This window comes from Enterococcus sp. FSL R5-0957, assembly GCF_038008005.1.
Classification (GTDB): Bacteria; Bacillota; Bacilli; order Lactobacillales; family Enterococcaceae; genus Enterococcus_B; species Enterococcus_B faecium.
Genome location: NZ_JBBOYG010000001.1, coordinates 1,724,486 through 1,743,657, shown reverse-complemented (window position 1 = coordinate 1,743,657; position 19,172 = coordinate 1,724,486). Strand labels below are relative to the sequence as shown.

At 39.5% G+C, this 19,172-nt stretch carries 22 protein-coding genes; 21 read left to right on the top strand and 1 reads right to left on the bottom strand.

Annotation, left to right across the window (positions count from 1 at the left end; all coding sequences use genetic code 11):
• Positions 1 to 263 precede the first annotated feature (263 nt).
• The 21 genes from fabT to MKX69_RS08345 all read left to right on the top strand — a co-directional run bounded on the left by fabT (position 264) and on the right by MKX69_RS08345 (position 16,531).
• Positions 264 to 704, top strand: coding sequence for a fatty acid biosynthesis transcriptional regulator FabT (gene fabT, locus MKX69_RS08445; RefSeq protein ID WP_002287610.1), 441 nt, complete (start codon positions 264 to 266; stop codon positions 702 to 704).
• A gap of 9 nt (positions 705 to 713) precedes the next feature.
• On the top strand, positions 714 to 1,676 hold the full coding sequence (locus MKX69_RS08440) for a beta-ketoacyl-ACP synthase III (RefSeq protein WP_131774350.1): 963 nt from the start codon (positions 714 to 716) through the stop codon (positions 1,674 to 1,676).
• Between the two features lie 52 nt (positions 1,677 to 1,728).
• Positions 1,729 to 1,953 carry an acyl carrier protein gene (locus MKX69_RS08435; protein WP_002287614.1) on the top strand — a complete coding sequence of 75 codons (225 nt, stop codon included), beginning with the start codon at positions 1,729 to 1,731 and terminating at the stop codon, positions 1,951 to 1,953.
• 106 nt (positions 1,954 to 2,059) lie between these two features.
• Positions 2,060 to 2,977 (top strand): ACP S-malonyltransferase, encoded by a 918-nt coding sequence (fabD, locus tag MKX69_RS08430; RefSeq protein ID WP_341009755.1) that lies wholly within the window; start codon positions 2,060 to 2,062, stop codon positions 2,975 to 2,977.
• Between the two features lie 11 nt (positions 2,978 to 2,988).
• The gene (fabG, locus tag MKX69_RS08425; RefSeq protein ID WP_002339664.1) at positions 2,989 to 3,726 is read left to right on the top strand and encodes a 3-oxoacyl-[acyl-carrier-protein] reductase; all 738 of its coding nucleotides are present in this window, start codon (positions 2,989 to 2,991) and stop codon (positions 3,724 to 3,726) included.
• Positions 3,727 to 3,744: 18 nt separating this feature from the next.
• Positions 3,745 to 4,980 (top strand): beta-ketoacyl-ACP synthase II, encoded by a 1,236-nt coding sequence (gene fabF, locus MKX69_RS08420; RefSeq protein WP_002339665.1) that lies wholly within the window; start codon positions 3,745 to 3,747, stop codon positions 4,978 to 4,980.
• Positions 4,981 to 4,982: 2 nt separating this feature from the next.
• Positions 4,983 to 5,459: an acetyl-CoA carboxylase biotin carboxyl carrier protein gene (gene accB, locus MKX69_RS08415; RefSeq protein WP_002290844.1), complete on the top strand. Its 477-nt coding sequence runs from the start codon at positions 4,983 to 4,985 to the stop codon at positions 5,457 to 5,459.
• 24 nt (positions 5,460 to 5,483) lie between these two features.
• Positions 5,484 to 5,903 (top strand): 3-hydroxyacyl-ACP dehydratase FabZ, encoded by a 420-nt coding sequence (gene fabZ / locus MKX69_RS08410; protein WP_002287621.1) that lies wholly within the window; start codon positions 5,484 to 5,486, stop codon positions 5,901 to 5,903.
• A gap of 7 nt (positions 5,904 to 5,910) precedes the next feature.
• Positions 5,911 to 7,290 (top strand): acetyl-CoA carboxylase biotin carboxylase subunit, encoded by a 1,380-nt coding sequence (locus tag MKX69_RS08405; protein ID WP_341009753.1) that lies wholly within the window; start codon positions 5,911 to 5,913, stop codon positions 7,288 to 7,290.
• Complete coding sequence (gene accD, locus MKX69_RS08400) at positions 7,291 to 8,160, top strand: acetyl-CoA carboxylase, carboxyltransferase subunit beta (protein WP_002287623.1); 870 nt, start codon at positions 7,291 to 7,293, stop codon at positions 8,158 to 8,160. It begins immediately after the preceding gene.
• A complete protein-coding gene (locus MKX69_RS08395; RefSeq protein ID WP_002290847.1) occupies positions 8,153 to 8,938 on the top strand; it encodes an acetyl-CoA carboxylase carboxyl transferase subunit alpha in 786 nt (261 codons plus the stop codon). The genes accD and MKX69_RS08395 overlap by 8 nt, the downstream gene beginning before the upstream one ends.
• A 227-nt stretch (positions 8,939 to 9,165) precedes the next feature.
• The gene (locus tag MKX69_RS08390) at positions 9,166 to 9,693 is read left to right on the top strand and encodes a YqeG family HAD IIIA-type phosphatase (RefSeq protein ID WP_002287626.1); all 528 of its coding nucleotides are present in this window, start codon (positions 9,166 to 9,168) and stop codon (positions 9,691 to 9,693) included.
• Positions 9,690 to 10,799, top strand: coding sequence for a ribosome biogenesis GTPase YqeH (yqeH, locus tag MKX69_RS08385; RefSeq protein ID WP_002295377.1), 1,110 nt, complete (start codon positions 9,690 to 9,692; stop codon positions 10,797 to 10,799). Before MKX69_RS08390 ends, yqeH begins: the two co-directional genes overlap by 4 nt.
• Positions 10,800 to 10,814: 15 nt before the next feature.
• On the top strand, positions 10,815 to 11,126 hold the full coding sequence (yhbY, locus tag MKX69_RS08380; RefSeq protein ID WP_002290852.1) for a ribosome assembly RNA-binding protein YhbY: 312 nt from the start codon (positions 10,815 to 10,817) through the stop codon (positions 11,124 to 11,126).
• A gap of 9 nt (positions 11,127 to 11,135) precedes the next feature.
• The gene (locus MKX69_RS08375; RefSeq protein WP_002287632.1) at positions 11,136 to 11,786 is read left to right on the top strand and encodes a nicotinate-nucleotide adenylyltransferase; all 651 of its coding nucleotides are present in this window, start codon (positions 11,136 to 11,138) and stop codon (positions 11,784 to 11,786) included.
• The gene (yqeK, locus tag MKX69_RS08370; RefSeq protein WP_002287635.1) at positions 11,770 to 12,363 is read left to right on the top strand and encodes a bis(5'-nucleosyl)-tetraphosphatase (symmetrical) YqeK; all 594 of its coding nucleotides are present in this window, start codon (positions 11,770 to 11,772) and stop codon (positions 12,361 to 12,363) included. Before MKX69_RS08375 ends, yqeK begins: the two co-directional genes overlap by 17 nt.
• A gap of 20 nt (positions 12,364 to 12,383) precedes the next feature.
• On the top strand, positions 12,384 to 12,743 hold the full coding sequence (rsfS, locus tag MKX69_RS08365; protein ID WP_077940756.1) for a ribosome silencing factor: 360 nt from the start codon (positions 12,384 to 12,386) through the stop codon (positions 12,741 to 12,743).
• Positions 12,744 to 12,746: 3 nt separating this feature from the next.
• Positions 12,747 to 13,487, top strand: a complete 741-nt coding sequence (locus MKX69_RS08360; protein WP_341009749.1) for a class I SAM-dependent DNA methyltransferase — start codon at positions 12,747 to 12,749, stop codon at positions 13,485 to 13,487.
• Between the two features lie 216 nt (positions 13,488 to 13,703).
• Entirely contained in the window at positions 13,704 to 14,855 is a 1,152-nt protein-coding gene (locus MKX69_RS08355) for a nucleotidyltransferase (RefSeq protein ID WP_002339668.1), read from the top strand.
• A gap of 130 nt (positions 14,856 to 14,985) precedes the next feature.
• Positions 14,986 to 15,705, top strand: a complete 720-nt coding sequence (locus MKX69_RS08350) for a YebC/PmpR family DNA-binding transcriptional regulator (protein ID WP_002287641.1) — start codon at positions 14,986 to 14,988, stop codon at positions 15,703 to 15,705.
• Positions 15,706 to 15,883: 178 nt separating this feature from the next.
• Positions 15,884 to 16,531, top strand: a complete 648-nt coding sequence (locus MKX69_RS08345) for a hypothetical protein (protein WP_002319388.1) — start codon at positions 15,884 to 15,886, stop codon at positions 16,529 to 16,531.
• A 92-nt stretch (positions 16,532 to 16,623) separates the two neighbouring features.
• Here MKX69_RS08345 and helD read toward each other — a convergent pair whose 3' ends face one another.
• On the bottom strand, positions 16,624 to 18,903 hold the full coding sequence (gene helD / locus MKX69_RS08340) for an RNA polymerase recycling motor HelD (protein ID WP_341009746.1): 2,280 nt from the start codon (positions 18,901 to 18,903) through the stop codon (positions 16,624 to 16,626).
• Positions 18,904 to 19,172: the final 269 nt, after the last annotated feature.

The window sequence follows — 19,172 nt, the reverse complement described above, 5'->3', positions numbered from 1 at the left end:
TTTGAAATAATGGACAAGTTTTAGGGAATTCTATAGTTCTGTTCACAGAAAATACTTTGATAATCAAAATATGTGAGATAGATGATTTTTCTAATAAAAGAAATTATAAATGCTGATTTATCAGTTGTTTTAAATGAGTAAAATCTTAAAAAAAGCTCATATAGTAAAAAAATGATCTTTTAAGGTTGCATTTTGAAAAAAGTTAAGATATAGTTTGAACATCAAAAGATTTGATAATCAAACTAATTAGTGGACGGTGGAACATGGAACCAGATTTAAAAACAGTAAATGATTATCTTGTTAGTGTCTTCAATGATATTTTGACAATCGAAGAGTCTGAGCTGAAAAAATCTCAATTCAAAGATCTGTCAATCACAGAGATGCACACGATCGAGGCAATCGGGATGTACAAGAAAAAAACAACTTCAGAAGTAGCCAAAGAACTATCAATTACTGTTGGGACCTTGACCACTGCTATTAACAAGTTAGTAAAAAAAGGCTATGTCGAACGTATCCGCAGTGAAGATGACCGCCGCGTTGTAAAGTTGGGACTAACGAAAAAAGGAAAGTTACTATTTCGGGTCCATCAGCATTTTCATCGTGAAATGGTCAAGAACATCTTAGACGGAATGGCTACGGAGGAACAGCATGCCTTGCTGGATGCACTGAAAAACTTGCACGACTTCTTGCAAGACTATAAGTGAGGGTATTTAATGGAACAATTTGGAATGATTACTGCAACAGCCAGCGTCCTTCCTGAAAAGATTATTACTAATAATGATCTTTCCAAGATGATGGATACCTCTGATGAATGGATTTCGTCAAGGACGGGTATTCGTGAACGAAGATGTGTAACAAATCATGAGACTTCTGATTTATGCATTTTAGTGGCGGAAAAATTGATAAAACAGAAAAATCTAAACCCTAAAGATTTGGATTTTATTTTAGTAGCAACAATGTCGCCCGATTACACGACACCATCTGTAGCAGCACAAGTACAAGGGAAATTGGGAGCAACTCATGCTATCGCTTTTGATATCAGTGCTGCGTGCTCAGGATTTGTTTATGCGTTAAGCATGGCTGAAAAAATGATCCGCTGCGGCTCAACTAAGGGACTGGTGATTGGTGGTGAAACACTATCTAAGCTAATCGATTGGTCTGATCGTACGACTGCTGTGTTGTTTGGCGATGGAGCAGGTGGAATTCTCTTAGAAGCGAATCCACAGAAAAAATTGCTGAAAGAAAAATTAGCAGCTGACGGTACCAGAAGTAGCTCATTGACCGCTGGCTACCAGCAAAATAAAAATCCGTTCTATTCAGAAGATTCAGAAGGTTCGTATTATTTGCAAATGACTGGCAGAGATATTTTTGATTTTGCCGTACGAGACGTTGCAAACAATATCCAAGAAGTCATGAAAGACAAACCAGTTGATTATCTGCTTTTGCATCAGGCAAACCTCAGAATTATTGAGAAAATTGCCCGAAAAGTAAAGATGCCGCAAGAAAAGTTCCTGACCAATATGGATAAATATGGGAATACATCTGCTGCAAGCATCCCTATCTTATTGGATGAAGCAGTTTCTAGTGGAAAGATCACCTTGGGAAAACAGCAGAAAGTAATATTTACAGGCTATGGCGGAGGTTTAACATGGGGAAGTATTCTCATGGAGTTGTAGACTGTTAAATTATAAAAATAAAAAGCAAACAATATCGGAGGAATATATTATTATGGTATTCGAAAAAATTCAAGAAATCATCGCAGAAGAATTAGGAAAAGAAACTGAAGAAATCAAATTGACTACTGACATCCAAGAAGACTTAGAAGCTGACAGCTTGGATTTATTCCAAATCATCAATGAAATTGAAGATGAATTTGACGTGAAAATCGAAACAGAAGACGGAATCAAAACGGTTCAAGATTTAGTGACTTACGTAGAAAAACAAACTGCATAATCATTAAAATTAGGTTGGGGGCTGGGACATTTCCTGAAATAGGAATGTCTCGGCCTTTTTGAATAGGAAGAATCAAACATATATTCTGGATATATTGGAGAAAAACATGAAAACAGCATTCTTATTTAGTGGCCAAGGTGCACAATATCAAGGTATGGGAAAAGATTTATATGAAGAAGCCGTTGTAAAGCAGACATTTGATGAAGCAAGTGAGATTCTCGGCTACGATATGGCCGACCTCTGCTTTTCAGAAAATGAACGTTTGGATCAGACACAATATACACAGCCAGCTATTCTAACAGTCAGCATTGCGTATTATCGCTTATTGAAGGAGCATGGAATCGTCCCAGATGCAGCTTTAGGACTGAGTTTAGGAGAATATTCGGCATTAGTAGCCAGTGATGCGTTATCCTTCACTGAAGCCGTTGCACTAGTAGCAAAGAGAGGCGCTTATATGACGGAAGCTGCCCCAGCTGGAAGCGGAAAAATGGTCGCAGTAATGAATGCACCGATTGAGACGATTGAGGAAAGCTGTCATGAAGCAAGCAAGTACGGCATCGTGTCTCCTGCTAATTACAATACACCTCAGCAGATCGTGATCGGTGGCGAAGAAAAAGCCGTAGATGAAGCTGTTTTGCTCTTAAAAGAAAAAGGAATCAAAAGGATGATCCCACTAAATGTCAGTGGACCTTTCCATACAGCTATTTTAGCACCAGCATCAAAAAAACTGGCGAAGGACCTAAGTCAGATTCAATTCTCTGAACCTTCTTTTCCTATCATAAGCAACACAACAACGGAAATAATGAAGAAAGAAACAATCGCGGGACTACTTGAACAGCAAGTCATGCAACCTGTTCGTTTCTATGAGAGTATCCATAAGTTAAAAACAATCGGCATCGAACAAGTCATCGAAGTCGGCCCCGGAAAAGTATTAAGCGGATTTATGAAAAAAATCGATAAAACAATACCAGTTCTGCGTGTTGAGAATAAGCAGACATTTGATGAAACAATAGCAATACTATAAGGAGGAACGTTATGGATGTAAAAGGAAAAAATGTATTTATCACAGGTAGTACAAGAGGAATCGGCAAAGCGATGGCCTTAGCTTTTGCAAAAGCTGGAGCAAATATCATTTTGAATGGTCGCGGAGAGATTCCAAAAGAAAAGATAGAAGAAATCGAAGCATTCGGTGTAAAATGCATAGGAGTTTCCGGTGACATCTCTGATTATGAGAAAGCAGGACAAATGATCAAAGAAGCAGAAGAAAAGCTTGGATCGATCCATATCTTAGTAAACAATGCCGGAATCACAAATGACAAACTTGTGATGCGAATGGATGCAGAAGATTTCAAAAAATGTCTGGATATCAATTTGATCGGTACCTTCAATATGACGCAACACGTTTTGAAAAAAATGATGAAGCAGCGAGAAGGGGCCATCATTAATCTCTCTAGTGTATCTGGGTTGATTGGAAATATTGGTCAAGCAAATTATGCAGCTAGTAAAGCTGGCGTAGTAGGATTAACAAAATCTGTGGCACGAGAAGCTGCAACTAGAGGCATTACATGTAATGCCATTGCGCCAGGATTCATCACAACTGATATGACGGAAGTTTTAGCAGACAAAGTCAAGGAACAAGCGGAAAAGCAAATTCCGATGCAGCGTTTCGGACAAGTAGAAGATATTGCACAAACAGCAGTTTTCTTAGCACAAAATCCATATATCACCGGACAAGTCATCAATGTCGATGGCGGATTGGTCATGCACGGATAAGAAAAGGAGAGCAAACAAATGAATCGAGTGGTAATTACTGGCTATGGAGTCACTTCACCTATTGGAAATGACGCAGACAGCTTTTTGAATAGCTTAAAAGAGGGTACGAATGGCATCGCACCGATCACTAAATTTGATGCTTCAGAAACAGGGATTACCTTAGCGGGTGAAGTCAAAGATTTCCCTTACGATAAATATTTTATTAAAAAAGATAGCAAACGAATGGATATGTTTTCGATCTATGGAATCTACGCTGCTTTAGAAGCAATGGAGATGAGCGGTTTAGATAAGGAAAAAATGAATCAAGACCGGTTTGGCGTCATCATCGGATCTGGGATCGGTGGTCTTCCAACAATCGAAAACCAAGTTATTCGTCTACATGAAAAAGGTGCAAAACGAGTTTCTCCAATGTTCGTACCAATGGCGATTGCCAACATGGCAGCTGGAAATATTGCTTTGCGCGTAGGTGCAAAAGGTATTTGTACAGCTATCGTAACAGCTTGTGCTAGCGGAACGAATTCAATTGGGGAAGCATTCCGTAACATCAAACATGGCTATTCTGATGTCATTCTTGCTGGAGGAACAGAAGCAACGATTTGTGAGATGGGGATTGCTGGATTTGCAGCTTTAACAGCACTCTCAGAATCAACTGATCCTAATCGTGGTTCGATTCCGTTTGACGAAAATCGGAATGGTTTTGTGATGGGTGAAGGAGCAGGCGTTCTAGTTCTTGAATCTTTAGAACATGCACAAGCTCGCGGTGCCAAAATCTATGGAGAAATCGTTGGATACGGTGCAAACTGTGACGCTTACCATATGACAGCTCCTACTCCAGATGGTTCTGGTGCATCTAAAGCAATGAAGCTTGCGATGGAAGAAGCTGGTGTACAGCCGGAACAAGTCGGATATATCAATGCTCACGGAACAAGTACACCAGCCAATGACCAGGCAGAAGCAAAAGCAATCCAAATCGCATTAGGTAAAAATTTCAGAGATACTTACGTCAGCAGCACGAAATCGATGACTGGACATTTATTGGGAGCAGCCGGCGGGATCGAAGCCTTGGCAACTTTGCTGGCATTAGAACATCAATTTATCCCGCCTACGATCAATGTAGAAAAACAAGATCCTGAGATTGACTTGACAGTTGTCAAAAACGAAAGCAAACCTGCAAGTTTTACTTATGCAATGAGTAATTCATTAGGGTTTGGCGGACATAATGCGGTTCTGTGCATGAAACGCTGGGAGGAATAATTTTGGATATCAATGAAATCAGAGAATTAGTCAGTCAATTTGATCAATCCTCGCTAACGGAATTCGATTTGCGTGAAGGTCAATTTGAATTGTATATGAATAAAAATAAAACAAGTCGAGGCATGAATATGGTTCAAACAAACGAAACGTTGCCAGTTTCGGAGCCAGTCAATGTCATACCTGAACAAGCAACAACTGCTCCAGAAACAATGAAAGAAAAAGAATCGGCAGTATTTGATGGAATCGAGGTTGTTTCGCCAATCGTGGGAATCGTTTATCTGCAACCGGCGCCCGACAAACCAGCTTTCAAAAAAGTAGGTGATCAAGTTGCCAAAGGAGAAGTTATCTGCATTATTGAAGCGATGAAACTGATGAATGAGATAACTAGTGAGGCCGACGGAGTGATCACAGAAATCCTTGTAGAAAACGAGTCAGTTGTCGAATATGGACAGCCACTCTTTAGGATTCAGCAAAAATAAGCAAAGCAGGAAAGAGGGAAATCAATGAACATACAAGAAATAAAAGAAATCATTCCACATCGTTATCCAATGCTTTTGATTGATCGAGTGGAAGAAATGGTTGAAGGAGAACGGATCGTTGCTAAGAAAAATGTAACGATCAATGAGCCCTTTTTTCAAGGACATTTTCCAGAAGAACCTGTTATGCCAGGGGTATTGATTGTTGAAGCAATGGCTCAAGCAGGAGCAGTTGCATTACTTTCTCTTGAACAATTCAAGGGAAAGACGGCTTATTTCGGCGGATTGGACAAAGCAAAATTCCGTAAGAAAGTTACACCGGGAGATACCTTATACCTTGAAGTTGAGATATTGAAAGTGAAAGCTTCAGCCGGAATAGGCAAAGGAATCGCTAAAGTAGACGGTAAAAAAGTAGCCGAAGCGGAATTAACCTTTATGATTGGATAGGTGAAATATGTTTTCTAAAGTATTGATAGCTAACCGCGGTGAAATCGCTGTACGTATCATTCGTGCATGCCGCGAACTAGGGATCCAAACCGTAGCGATATATTCAGAAGCAGATGCCGAAGCACTTCATACACAGTTAGCAGATGAAGCAATCTGCATTGGCCCGGCAAAAGTCGTTGATTCATATCTGAATGTTCAGGAAGTACTGAGCGCTGCAATCGTGACAAAAGCCGAAGCAATTCATCCAGGATTTGGTTTTTTATCTGAAAATAGCCGATTTGCCTCCATGTGTGAAGAGTGCAATATCACATTTATTGGTCCTAAAAGTGCAACGATCGATGCAATGGGAAATAAGATCAATGCGCGTCAATTGATGCAAGAAGCAAATGTCCCAGTCATTCCAGGAAGTACTGGTGTATTATCTACAGTAGAAGAAGCATTGGAAATAGCAGACAGAATTGGTTATCCAGTGATGCTGAAAGCAGCTGCAGGTGGTGGCGGGAAAGGCATTCGGAAAGTTCAATCAAAAGAAGAGCTCCCACAGCATTTTTCTTCAGCTCAGCAAGAAGCAGCAGCGGCATTTGGAAATGATGATATGTATTTGGAAAAAATCATTTATCCTGCTCGCCATATAGAAGTTCAGATCTTAGGTGATCGATTTGGTCATGTCATTCATTTAGGTGAGCGAGATTGTTCTTTACAACGCAACAATCAAAAAGTACTGGAAGAATCTCCTTCTGTAGTGATCTCACAAACAAAAAGAGAAGCACTAGGAGACGCTGCTGTTCGAGCAGCTAAAGCAGTCAATTATGAAAATGCCGGAACGATCGAGTTTCTGATAGATGAAGAAGGCGATTTTTATTTCATGGAAATGAATACTCGAATCCAAGTGGAACATCCAGTAACAGAAATGGTCACAGGAATCGATTTAGTAAAAAAACAGGTGGAGATAGCAGCCGGTGAGCCTTTGAATGTGTGTCAAGAAGAAGTAGTATTCCAAGGACACGCAATCGAATGTCGGATTAATGCAGAAAATCCTGCTTTCCATTTTGCTCCTTCTCCAGGGAAGATCCAAAACTTACTGCTTCCAGCAGGTGGGATGGGACTGCGAGTAGACAGTGCAGTTTACCCGGGATATACGATCCCGCCATATTATGATTCAATGATTGCAAAAATAATCGTCCATGGAAATACGCGTTTTGAAGCATTAATGAAGATGCAGCGAGCCTTAAGTGAATTTATCACAGAAGGAATCATCACGAACACAGAATTTCAGATGGATTTGATTAGTCATCCTGCAGTCATAGCAGGTGATTACAGCACAGCATTTTTACAAGAAGAATTTTTACCGAATTGGACACCAGAAACGGAGATAGGAGGCGCATAGATGGCTCTGTTTAAGAAAAAGAAATATATTCGGATCAATCCTAATAGAGAGAGCAAACCTGCTAACTCGCCATCTGTTCCTGATAACATGTGGGCAAAGTGTCCAAATTGCAAACATATCCTTTATACGAAAGACATCGGTGAAGAAAAAGTATGCCCTCATTGCGGATACGCTTTTCGAATCGGTGCATGGCAGCGTCTAGCTTTGATTATTGATGAAAAAAGTTTTGAAGAATGGGATACGGATCTTGTAACCAAAGATCCGCTAGCATTTCCCGAATATACGGAAAAAATTAAAAAAATGCAAGATAAAACAGGACTTCATGAAGCAGTCCTCACTGGTAAAGCAACCATTCAGGGGATTCCCTTCATTATTGGAGTGATGGATCCTAATTTTATCATGGGAAGTATGGGAACGATTGTCGGAGAAAAGATCACCAGATTATTCGAACGAGCAACAAAGGAAAGTCTTCCAGTCGTCTTGTTCACAGCTTCAGGTGGCGCACGGATGCAAGAAGGAATCTTTTCTCTAATGCAGATGGCAAAAATCTCTGCTGCTGTCAAACGGCATAGCAATGAAGGTCTTTTTTATCTAACTGTTTTAACGGACCCGACGACCGGAGGAGTAACTGCCAGTTTTGCAATGGAAGGCGATATCATTCTAGCAGAACCCCAAAGCTTGATCGGTTTTGCTGGAAGACGCGTCATCGAACAGACGATCAAGCAGGAACTTCCAGAAGATTTCCAAAAGGCTGAATTCTTATTATCTCATGGTTTTGTCGATCAGATTGTTCCCCGCATGGAATTGAAGCAGAAAATCCATACGCTTCTTGAATTGCATACACAGAAAGGATGGATAGATCGTGGATAAGACAGCACATGATGTCGTTCAGTTAGCAAGAGCTAAAGAACGATGGACAAGCTTGGATTTTTTTGAAGAGATCTTCGATTCTTTCGAGGAATGCCATGGTGATCGTTTGTTTGCAGATGACGAAGCGATTGTTGGTGGAATCGCTCGATTAGATGGCAAACCGGTAACAGTGATCGGTATTCAAAAAGGACGGGATCTGCAGGAAAATATCCGCAGAAATTTTGGTTCTCCCCATCCTGAAGGCTATCGAAAAGCTTTACGACTGATGAAACAAGCGGAAAAGTTCAATAGACCGGTGATTACCTTGATCAATACAGCAGGTGCATATTGCGGTGTAGGAGCAGAAGAGCGCGGCGAAGGAGAGGCTATTGCCAGAAATCTGCTCGAAATGTCTGATTTAAAGGTACCGATCATCGCCATCATCATTGGTGAAGGTGGAAGTGGCGGTGCCCTTGCTCTAGGTTTAGCGGATGAAGTCTGGATGCTGGAAGAAACGATTTATGCTGTGCTTTCTCCAGAAGGATTTGCGTCGATTTTGTGGAAAGACGGTAGTCGCGCCGCAGAAGCAGCTGAGTTGATGAAAATTACTGCGCCAGAACTACGCGAGTTAGGAATCGTTGATCGAGTTATTCCTGAAACGTTCAACGGCGAGCAGTTGCCACGATATAAAGTCGCACACATTATGAAAAAAGCGTTGATTGAAAGATTGACGGAACTTGTTCGATTCGACCAGCATGAATTACTGGAAAAACGATACAAGAGGTTCCGCCAATATTAGGTGTTTAACAACTAAGCAAAGAGTAAAGAATGGTTCTTGCTCGCTTAGTTGTTTTTTGTTTCTAAATTTTTCTGTGATCAATCTTTATTTTTGATCATTTTGTAAAGAAATACTTTTTCTGAAAGACGAACGAGTATAGAGGTAGTTTTTTTTGCTGATATGCAGTATAATACGGGGTTGAGGAGTACTTTATGTGCTCCTTCATTTTTTGCAGATGAGGAGACAGCATGTTTTCAAATTACAAACCAACATGGATGGTAGAAGCCATCTATCAGATTACACCTGCCCAATTAAAGAATCTAGGCATCAAAGCAGTATTGACCGATTTAGACAATACGTTGATTGCATGGAATAATCCAGATGGAACAGAAGAGTTGCTTACTTGGATTTTAGAAATGAAAAATGCAGGAATCCCTGTTGTTGTTGTTTCAAACAATAATTCAAAACGTGTCGCGCGAGCGATTGAAAAATTTGATCTTTTGTATGTTGCACGAGCAATGAAACCTTTAGCAAGAGGGATCAACATAGCAAAGAAACAATTGGATTTAGCAGATGATGAGATAGTAATGGTAGGCGATCAGATTATGACTGATATACGTGGAGCCAATCGTGCAGGGATACGTAGCATCCTTGTAAAACCCATTATCGCAACAGATAGTTGGAAGACACAATTTAATCGTTTTTGGGAAAAAAGAATTATGGCCTATCTATTAGCAAAACACCCTGATATGGGCTGGCGAGGTGGAATCGAATGACAGAAGAATTACAATGTATCGGCTGTGGTGCCGTTATACAAACAAACAAACCCGGTGAATTAGGATACACGCCGCAAACGGCTTTGGAAAAAGGTTTAGCTTCCGGGGAAGTCTATTGTCAGCGTTGTTTCAGATTACGCCATTATAATGAGATCCAAGATGTCTCATTGACGGATGACGACTTTTTGCGCTTACTGAATGAATTAGGGCAAAAAGATGCATTGATCGTCAATGTGGTGGATATTTTTGACTTCAATGGTTCACTAATCCCAGGACTACACCGTTTTGTCGGTGATAATCCAGTACTTTTAGTTGGGAACAAAGTGGATATATTACCTAAATCATTGAAAAAAACTAAATTAACACAATGGATGAAGGAACGTGCTTACGAAGCAGGAATTCGTCCAGTAGATGTATTATTAACTAGTGCTAAGAAATCTCATGAGATGACGGAACTATTAGAAAAAATCGAAGAATACCGCGATGGACGGGATGTCTATATCGTCGGAGTAACAAATGTCGGAAAATCGACGCTTATCAATCAAATCATCAAAAATACAGCGGGAGTACAAGATGTAATCACAACTTCGCAGTTTCCAGGAACGACCTTGGATAAAATCGAGATTCCTTTAGATGACGGGCATTTTTTGATTGATACACCGGGAATTATCCATCGCCATCAAATGGCGCACTACTTAGGTAAAAAAGATTTGCGGATCATTGCACCGTTAAAAGAAATCAAACCTAAAGTTTATCAGCTGAATGAAGGGCAAACACTTTTCTTGGGCGGACTTGCAAGATTTGATTTTATCAGCGGCAATCGTGCTTCATTTATTGCTTATGTGTCAAATGATGTAAATATTCATCGAACAAAACTGGAAAAAGCAGACGAATTTTATCAAAAACATGTAGGTGGATTATTACAGCCTCCTCGTCCTGATGAAGTCGAGGCATTTCCGGAGCTTGTTCGTTTTGAGTTTTCTGTGAAAGAAAAAACAGACATCGTTTTTGCCGGTCTAGGCTGGATCACTGTAACAGCGCCAGCAGTAATTGCGGGCTGGGCGCCAAAGGGTGTAGATGTATTGAAACGCAAAGCATTGATTTAAGGAAGAAGGAAAATAATGAGTTTAAGAGGAAAACAAAAGCGTTTTTTACGTAGCCAAGCGCATCATCTTCAGCCGATTTTTCAAATCGGAAAAGGTGGGATCAATTCAGCAATGATCGTTCAAATTGAAGAAGCTTTAGAAAAAAGAGAACTGATCAAAGTATCGTTACTTCAAAATACAGATGAGATTGCAGAAGAAGCAGCTCAAGTATTAGAAAAAGAAATAGATTGCGAAATCGTCCAAATCATTGGACGTGTTATCGTATTATACAAACCTTCCACAAAAGAAAAGTATCAAAGGCTATCAAAAGAAGTAAAAGCAATATAAGGAGTGACCATGATGAATACGCAAGCTAAGACATTTGTTCGTTCACAATTATTTCCTGAAGAAATGCCTCAATTCTTAGAGAAGAAAAAGCAAGTAGGGATCTTGGGCGGAACATTCAATCCCGTTCACCTTGCACATTTAGTGATGGCTGAACAAGCTGGCCGGAATTTAGGTCTTGACCGCGTATTTTTGATGCCTTCTTATCAGCCACCTCATGTTGATGAGAAACAGACGATTGATGCAAAACATCGACTCAACATGTTGGAATTAGCTGTGGAAGACAATCCTTTTTTGCAGATTGAAACGATTGAATTAGCTCGTGGTGGGAAAAGTTACACCTATGATACTATGAAGGAATTGACGCAAAACAATCCGGATACAGATTATTACTTTATTATCGGTGGGGATATGGTAGAATATTTGCCAAAATGGTATAAAATCGATGAGCTGACTTCTATGGTCAACTTTGTGGGTATACGTCGACCAGGATACACAACGGATACTCCATATCCTGTAATTTGGGTAGATGTACCTGAGATCGACATCAGTTCCACGAAAATACGTCAAAAGATCAAAGAAGGCTGTTCTATCCGCTACCTTGTTCCAGATAAAGTAATTGATTATATTCAAAATGAAGGGTTGTATGAATATGGACTATAGTAATGAATATACTGCTTATTCTAGAGAAAACCTGATGCAAAAAATACAGATGAGAATGAGCGAACAACGCTTCAAGCATGTGCTTGGAGTAGAAGAAACAGCCGTGGCTCTTGCCAAAAAATACGGTGCTTCTCCTGAAAAAGCTAGTATTGCTGCATTGACACATGATTATGCAAAAGAACGACCAGATGAGGAGTTCAAAATGGTAATCGTAAGAGACGGTTTTGATCCAGAGTTATTGAATTATAATAATGCAATCTGGCATGGTCTTGTTGGCGCTTCGTTTGTAGAGCGGGAATTAGGAATCACCGATGCAGAGATTCTTCATGCAATCCGGGTGCATACGACTGGGGCTGCTAAGATGAGTCTCCTTGACAAAATCATTTATGTAGCAGACTATATTGAACCAGGTCGAGATTTTCCTGGGGTACAAGATGCACGAGCCATTGCATGGGCTGATCTAGACGAAGCTGTAGCATTTGAAACAAAACATACATTGGCCCATTTGCTTGCGCAAGAACAACAGATTTATCCAAAAACAATCGAAACATATAATTACTGGGTAGCAAAAAAATAAGCTGCTCATATTAGGAGGAAATCATCATAGATAGTAAAGAACAATTAAAAATTGCGGTTGAAGCAGCAGATTCAAAACGGGCAGAAGACATTATCGCTTTAGACGTTCGAAATGTTTCCTTGTTGGCAGATTATTTCATGATCTGTTCAGCAAATAGCGAACGTCAAATCAACGCAATTACAGAAGAAATCATTGATAAAGAAGAAGAAAACAAATATGAAGTAAAACGTATTGAAGGAAAAGAAGGCGGAAAATGGGTATTGATCGATCTTGGAGATGTGATCGTACATGTTTTCCATGCACCAGAACGAAGTTTCTATAATCTGGAAAAACTATGGTCAGATGCTCCGCTAGTCGATCTTAGTGAATGGTTGGATTAACATATGGCTTATGAAACATTTGCTTTCATTTACGATGAAGTGATGGACGAAACACTTTATCAGCAATGGCTAGCTTTTTCGAAACGTCATTTACAAGAAGACACAAAAAATATTTTGGAACTGGCATGCGGTACTGGAGCATTAGCGGTTGCCTTTGCAAAAGATGGATATAAAGTGACAGGGTTAGACCTTTCAGAAGAGATGTTGATGATTGCCAGCCAGCGAGCATATGAAGAAGACGCATCGATCCAATTTGTGGAAGGCAGTATGCTCGATTTATCAGAAATCGGACAATATCAGGCAATTACCTGTTTTTCTGATTCGCTGTGCTATATGAAAAATAGACAAGAGGTACAGCAAGTGTTTGATGAAGTCTATCAAGCGTTAGAAGAAAATGGCCGATTTTTATTTGACGTACACTCCACCTATCAAGTAGATGAAGTTTTTCCAGAATATAGCTATCATTATCAAGGGGATAATTTTGCTTTTTTGTGGGATAGTTATCCAGGAAGCGAGAAACACAGCATCGAACATTTTCTTACCTTTTTCGTTGAAGAACAAGAAGGGTCTGGTCGATTTATTCGTGAAGATGAACTACATCAAGAGCGTACCTATCCATTGGAAAGTTATTTAAGAATGCTGGAAAACAGCAGCTTTTCGAAAGTCGAAGCATTTTCTGATTTTACAGACGAAGCAGCATCAGAGAAATCAAAGCGCTGGTTTTTTGTAGCATACAAAGACTAGCGGTTTTGCCTGCTCGAGTTAACAAGAAAAGAATAAATCTTCAACATAAATTATATATCCGAACGATATAGGCATTGCTCTTGCAGTGCAGCTTTTCGTCGCAGAAGTATTGTGTTTGCGAGAATAGTTTATATAGTTCGGGTATTTTTTCCGATTTTTGCCTTTTTTTACTTGTCTCTATTTCTTTTTTATCGATAACTATGAAGGAGGATGCGCATGAAAAGCTGCGGGATTATCGTAGAGTACAATCCTTTTCACAATGGACATCGCTATCATGTGGAAATGGCACGAAAAACAACAGGAGCAGAGGTCGTCATTGCTGTAATGAGCGGGAATTTTTTGCAACGAGGCGAACCGGCTATCATCGATAAATGGCATCGCGCGAATGAAGCTTTACAAAATGGTGTGGATTTAGTAGTGGAGCTTCCCGTCGAATGGGCGGTTCAGTCAGCTGACTATTTTGCTAAAGGTGCAGTAAAAATCTTGCAAACACTGGACTGTGACAGTTTGTGTTTTGGAACAGAAGAAGAGACTTCGTTTGATTACAGCAGTTTCGGACGCTTTGTCCAAGAGAATCAAGATAGGATAGAAGAGGCATTTCAAGAACTGTCTGATCAAACGTATAGTTATCCGCAAAAAATGACTGAGGTTTTTCGCAGTCTGTATCCAGATATTACGCTTGATTTTTCTTCGCCAAATCATATCTTGGGATTAAGTTATGCAAAGGAAAATGCCAAGTATGTCCACCCTATGGAATTACATCCGATCCGACGTAAAAGTGCAGGCTATCATGAAAAAATCATCACAGATCAGAGGATAGCCAGTGCAACAGCCATTCGCCATGCGTTAGAAGAAGGAAAAAGAATAGCTGGACTTGTGCCGCCTCAGACAGAAGAAGATCTTTCAACTTGTTCGCTGCAGACTTGGGAATCTTATTGGCCGTATTTGCGTTATCGGTTGTTATCTTCTACTTTGCTGGAACTGACAGATATCTATCAGATGACCGAAGGAATAGAATCGCGCATGAAAACAGCAGCTGCAACTGCTGATAGTTTTGAGGATTTTGTGTCAAAGGTAAAAACAAAAAGATATACATGGACACGGATCCAACGATTATCTTGTTATGTCTTGCTGAATATCAAAAAGCAAGAGATTCCTGTCCAACAAAATAAAAATTATCTTCGACTACTTGGATTTACCGATGCTGGAAGAAGATTCTTAAAAGAAAAAAAAGAGATTTCTATTTATTCCCGAATCGGAAAAAAAGAGGCACAAGAAGCGGAACTGTTAGTTAGAAGTGATCAAATCTATCAATTGGGAGGCAATATTCCGGAACAGAATTTCGGGCAAATCCCAATCCGAGTATAGATAATTGACTAAAAATGAGAAGAATGAAGGAAGAAAGAAAAAAAGCTTCACAGAATCGTGATTCACAAGTATAATGGAACAGGACGTTTTTGCGTTATGAAACTATCAAATCAGAAAGCGAAGTGAAAATATGGGACGTAAATGGGCAAATATCGTAGCAAAGAAAACTGCTAAAGATGCTAATAATAGCCGGATTTATGCAAAATTTGGGATTGAAATCTACGCGGCAGCAAAATCAGGTGATCCTGATCCGCATGCAAACCAAAAACTACGTTTCGTCATTGATCGCGCTAAAACTTATAATGTACCAAAACATATTATTGACCGAGCAATCGAAAAAGCAAAAGGTGCAGGAGATGAAACATACTCTGAATTGCGCTATGAAGGATTTGGACCAAGCGGCTCAATGGTGATTGTTGATACATTGACGAACAATGTGAATCGAACAGCAGCAGACGTACGGGCAGCATTTGGGAAAAATGGCGGGAACATGGGTGTTTCCGGAGCGGTTTCTTACATGTTTGACAATACAGCAATCTTTGCTTTTGCAGGAGAAGACGCTGATGAGATCCTTGAATATCTAATGGAAAAAGACATCGATGTTCGCGATGTAATGGAAGAAGAAGGACAAATCATCGTTTACGGTGAAGTAGCGGATTTCCATAGTATACAAGAAGCATTAAAAGAAAAAGGAATCACTGATTTTTCAATCGCTGAGATCCAAATGATCCCTCAAAACGAGGTAACACTATCTCCAGAAGATCAAGAAACATTTGAAAAAATGATTGATGCACTGGAAGATCTAGAAGATGTACAGCATGTGTTCCATAATGTGGCATTAGAAGACTAAGCAACCAGTTTTAACGAAAAGTATTCAGTCTTTTTCGAAAAGTAAGACAATCTCACTAACAGATTGTCTTGCTTTTTTGTGTGATTTATTTTCTTTTCTAATTCAACCTGTGGTATGATGAGAGCATAAGTATCATGTGAAATGATATGAAGTATGTGGAAGATGGACGGGGAAGAATATGGAAGCAAAAATCACTTTAGAACCTTTTGAACGTATCTTAAGCGGTTACCGCAAAGTAGAAGAGTTAGCTGTGAACGTAACTGATTGTTCAAAATTAGCGCAAAAATACGCAAGATTCGGCGTTGAAGGCTATCGATTAGGAAACTATGTCGGTACAGGGTATCTGAACCGTTATTTAGAGTGTATGGTGGACCGCGCACCAATGCTGATTTATAGACAAAAATATTTGATTCCGCTGCTTTTTCGTCGTTCTGATTCAGCCTTTCGGTTATTTGAAGAAGAGTATCGGATGGAGGCTTTCTTTCTACTATTAGAGTGGAGCTTGAAACATCGTCCTGAAAAAATTCTTATCGAAAGAAATGAGAAGATAGACACGAAAAAAAATAAAGTGATCGATAGTGCATACCTAGCATTTCGTGTATCAGAGATTTTGGATTGTGGCGGCTATCCAATCAGCAATTTCCAATCAATTGACCAGTTCATTGAATGGAATCGAATTTACCGATTGATCGACAATGGCGGGATTGGCCGTCATAGCAAGGTATTTGACCCAGAATATCCAGAAAACATGGAAGAACTGAAAATGATTATTTCGCTTGTCAAATTAAAATATCCTGAAACAGATTTGGATTTATATATAGAATAAATGATCTTAAATGATTGAATTACTTTTTCTGCAATTATTATTGTAAATAAAAAGACAACTGCTAACATTAATGATAGCAGTTGTCTTTTTACTTACAGTACTTTTTTCTCATAAGATGAAATATCCATATTGTTTAACAAAGGACTTTCATTATTGGAGGTAAAAAGGGTCAATTCATGCATCGCACGTGTACACATGGTGTAAAGGATCAATTTGTCTTGCTGAGAAGAAAAATGTTCTGCATCTACATCCCACAAGAAAACTCGGTCAAACTCCAGACCTTTTGCTAAAAAGGCTGGAAGTAAAATAATGGAACGTTTCATAAAGTCACTCTCATTTAAAATCAGCTGGACTTGTTGTTTCAACTCGTCTGGCAGTTGAGCATAAAGAGCTTCGCATTCTTCTTGTGTTTTAGCTATGATTGCTGTACGCCAATACCGGGCTTTTCCCTGAGTCATTCGAATGGTATCTGCTAACCAATTCAATTTGATATCATCTGTTGTTCCTTGGATGAGCAAAGGAAGGTCTCCTTTTCTTGCTGTTGTTTCTACTTGATGTTCTTTCACAATAAAATGATTAGCAAAATCAGTGATTTCTTTTGTGGAGCGATAGCTTGTCGTTAATTGGAAACGAGTGACTTCACGGTCCACGAAAAGGTCTTCCAATGATCCAACGATCGTTTCATTTCCAAAGACATTTTGATTTAGATCTCCACAGAAAGTCAAATTTGCTTTTGGGAACAAGGCTTGCAGCAATGCCACTTGTGATGGTGCGAAATCCTGCATTTCATCAATAAAGATATAGCGAGCTTTGTGTGTAACCGTCACTGGATATGTTCGGCGCATCAGTAAAAAGAATAGTACAGCATCCTCTTGACGCAATTCTCTTTGACGCAAGTGTGTACGAACAGTTGTCAAATGTTCCTGCCATCTGGTCTCACTGATTTTATGTCGTGTTAGAAGAGAAAGTGGCACAGTTTGTAGAAAGTGGAGATATTGTTTCGTTATATTGACAAATTGATAATTCATGATCCCTCGATGGATTCGACGGAATCTTTTACGTACGATATGGTTGGCCAGTTTTTTACGTAATGAACGCTCCTTTTGTTCTGTATATTCAAGATTTGGATCTGTTGCGTATAGTTCTTGGAGCTGTTCTTCCGCCAGATCTTTGACCCATTGCTGACGTGTTTCGTCTTTTTGCAGACCGCCTAATTTTTTCAGGAGCTTCGTTTGTAATAGAGAGAGTCTATGATGTAAAGGTAATTGTTCATTTGTTTCTTTATACCATTGGCGAATCGATTCCTTTGATAGGATCGTACGGCCATTTATTTTCATATCACGGAACAAGGGACCGTAGTTTGTGATGCCTTGGATATAGCGATCAATCTGATCGACTAAGGTCAATCCGCTTTTCATCACTTGTATCGGATCTTTTTCCCCTAGCAAAAACCCACTTTCTTGTTGCTGTTCATCTAGTAAAGAAAACTCTGGCAGCAGCTGCACCAAATAATTTTTGAATGTCTGTGTAGGCACGCCGCTTTCACCTAATGAAGGCAATACAGTCGAGATGTAATCAGAAAACAAATGGTTGGGTGAAAATAGAAGAACATTTTCAGCCTCTAGCCACTTGCGATTATGATACAACAGAAAAGCAATACGTTGAAGCAAAGCGGATGTCTTTCCACTTCCGGCGATTCCTTCAATCAGCATCACTTTACTTGTTGTGTCCCGAATGATTGCATTTTGTGCTTTTTGTATCGTAGAGACGATGTTTTTCATATGGTTGCTTGATGATTCATCCAATATCTCTAGCAAAAAGTCATCATTGATTACTTCCGACGTATCTACCATAGATAAAATACGTCCTTCTTGGATTTTAAATTGTCGTTTCAACTGCAGATCGACATCTATTCTATCTGTTTCAGTTTCATAAAATGCGGGACCAATCTCACCTTCATAATAAAGATTGGCAATTGGTGCGCGCCAGTCAATAACGATTGTTTCTTCTGCCAGATCTCTTAAAGAAGCGATACCTAGATATAATGTTTCTGTTTCACGGTCTTCTTTAAAGTCGATACGGGCAAAATAAGGACTATCTTTCATGACAGACAACGTTTGCAGGCGTTTTTGCTGTGCTTCAAGAGTATGGTATTTCAAAAGCAATTCCTGCTCATGTTGGCGATATTCAACAGCAGATTCATAAAAAGCTTCATTGGAACCAGCTCGAATCTTGTGATTAGCTGTGTCTTTTGTCGAATGATTCATTTCCTGAGTCAATTCTTGTTGTTTTGTATCCAGCATATTTTGTTCGATCTGGATTAGTTCGATCGTTTCATCCACGTGCGTTTGTTCTAGTTGTTTCTCATTCATCGCATGTTTGCTCCTTCCGCCGTAAATAACGAATTAAAAGTATAGCATAGTTTTTCGAAAAAAGGTACTTTTTAACTGATGAATCAAAAAATAATCCTTGCTGAATATTTTTGTTTGTAGAACTGATGAATTTTGGAAACGCTGATAGTGATAGTTGTTTTCAATTAAGGCCTATTGTTTTAAAAAGTGCTAGTCAAGGACTATGCTTAAGATGAAAGAGGCAGCTGGAAATTTATTACTAACCTCTCTAAGTCACATAAAAGAGGAGA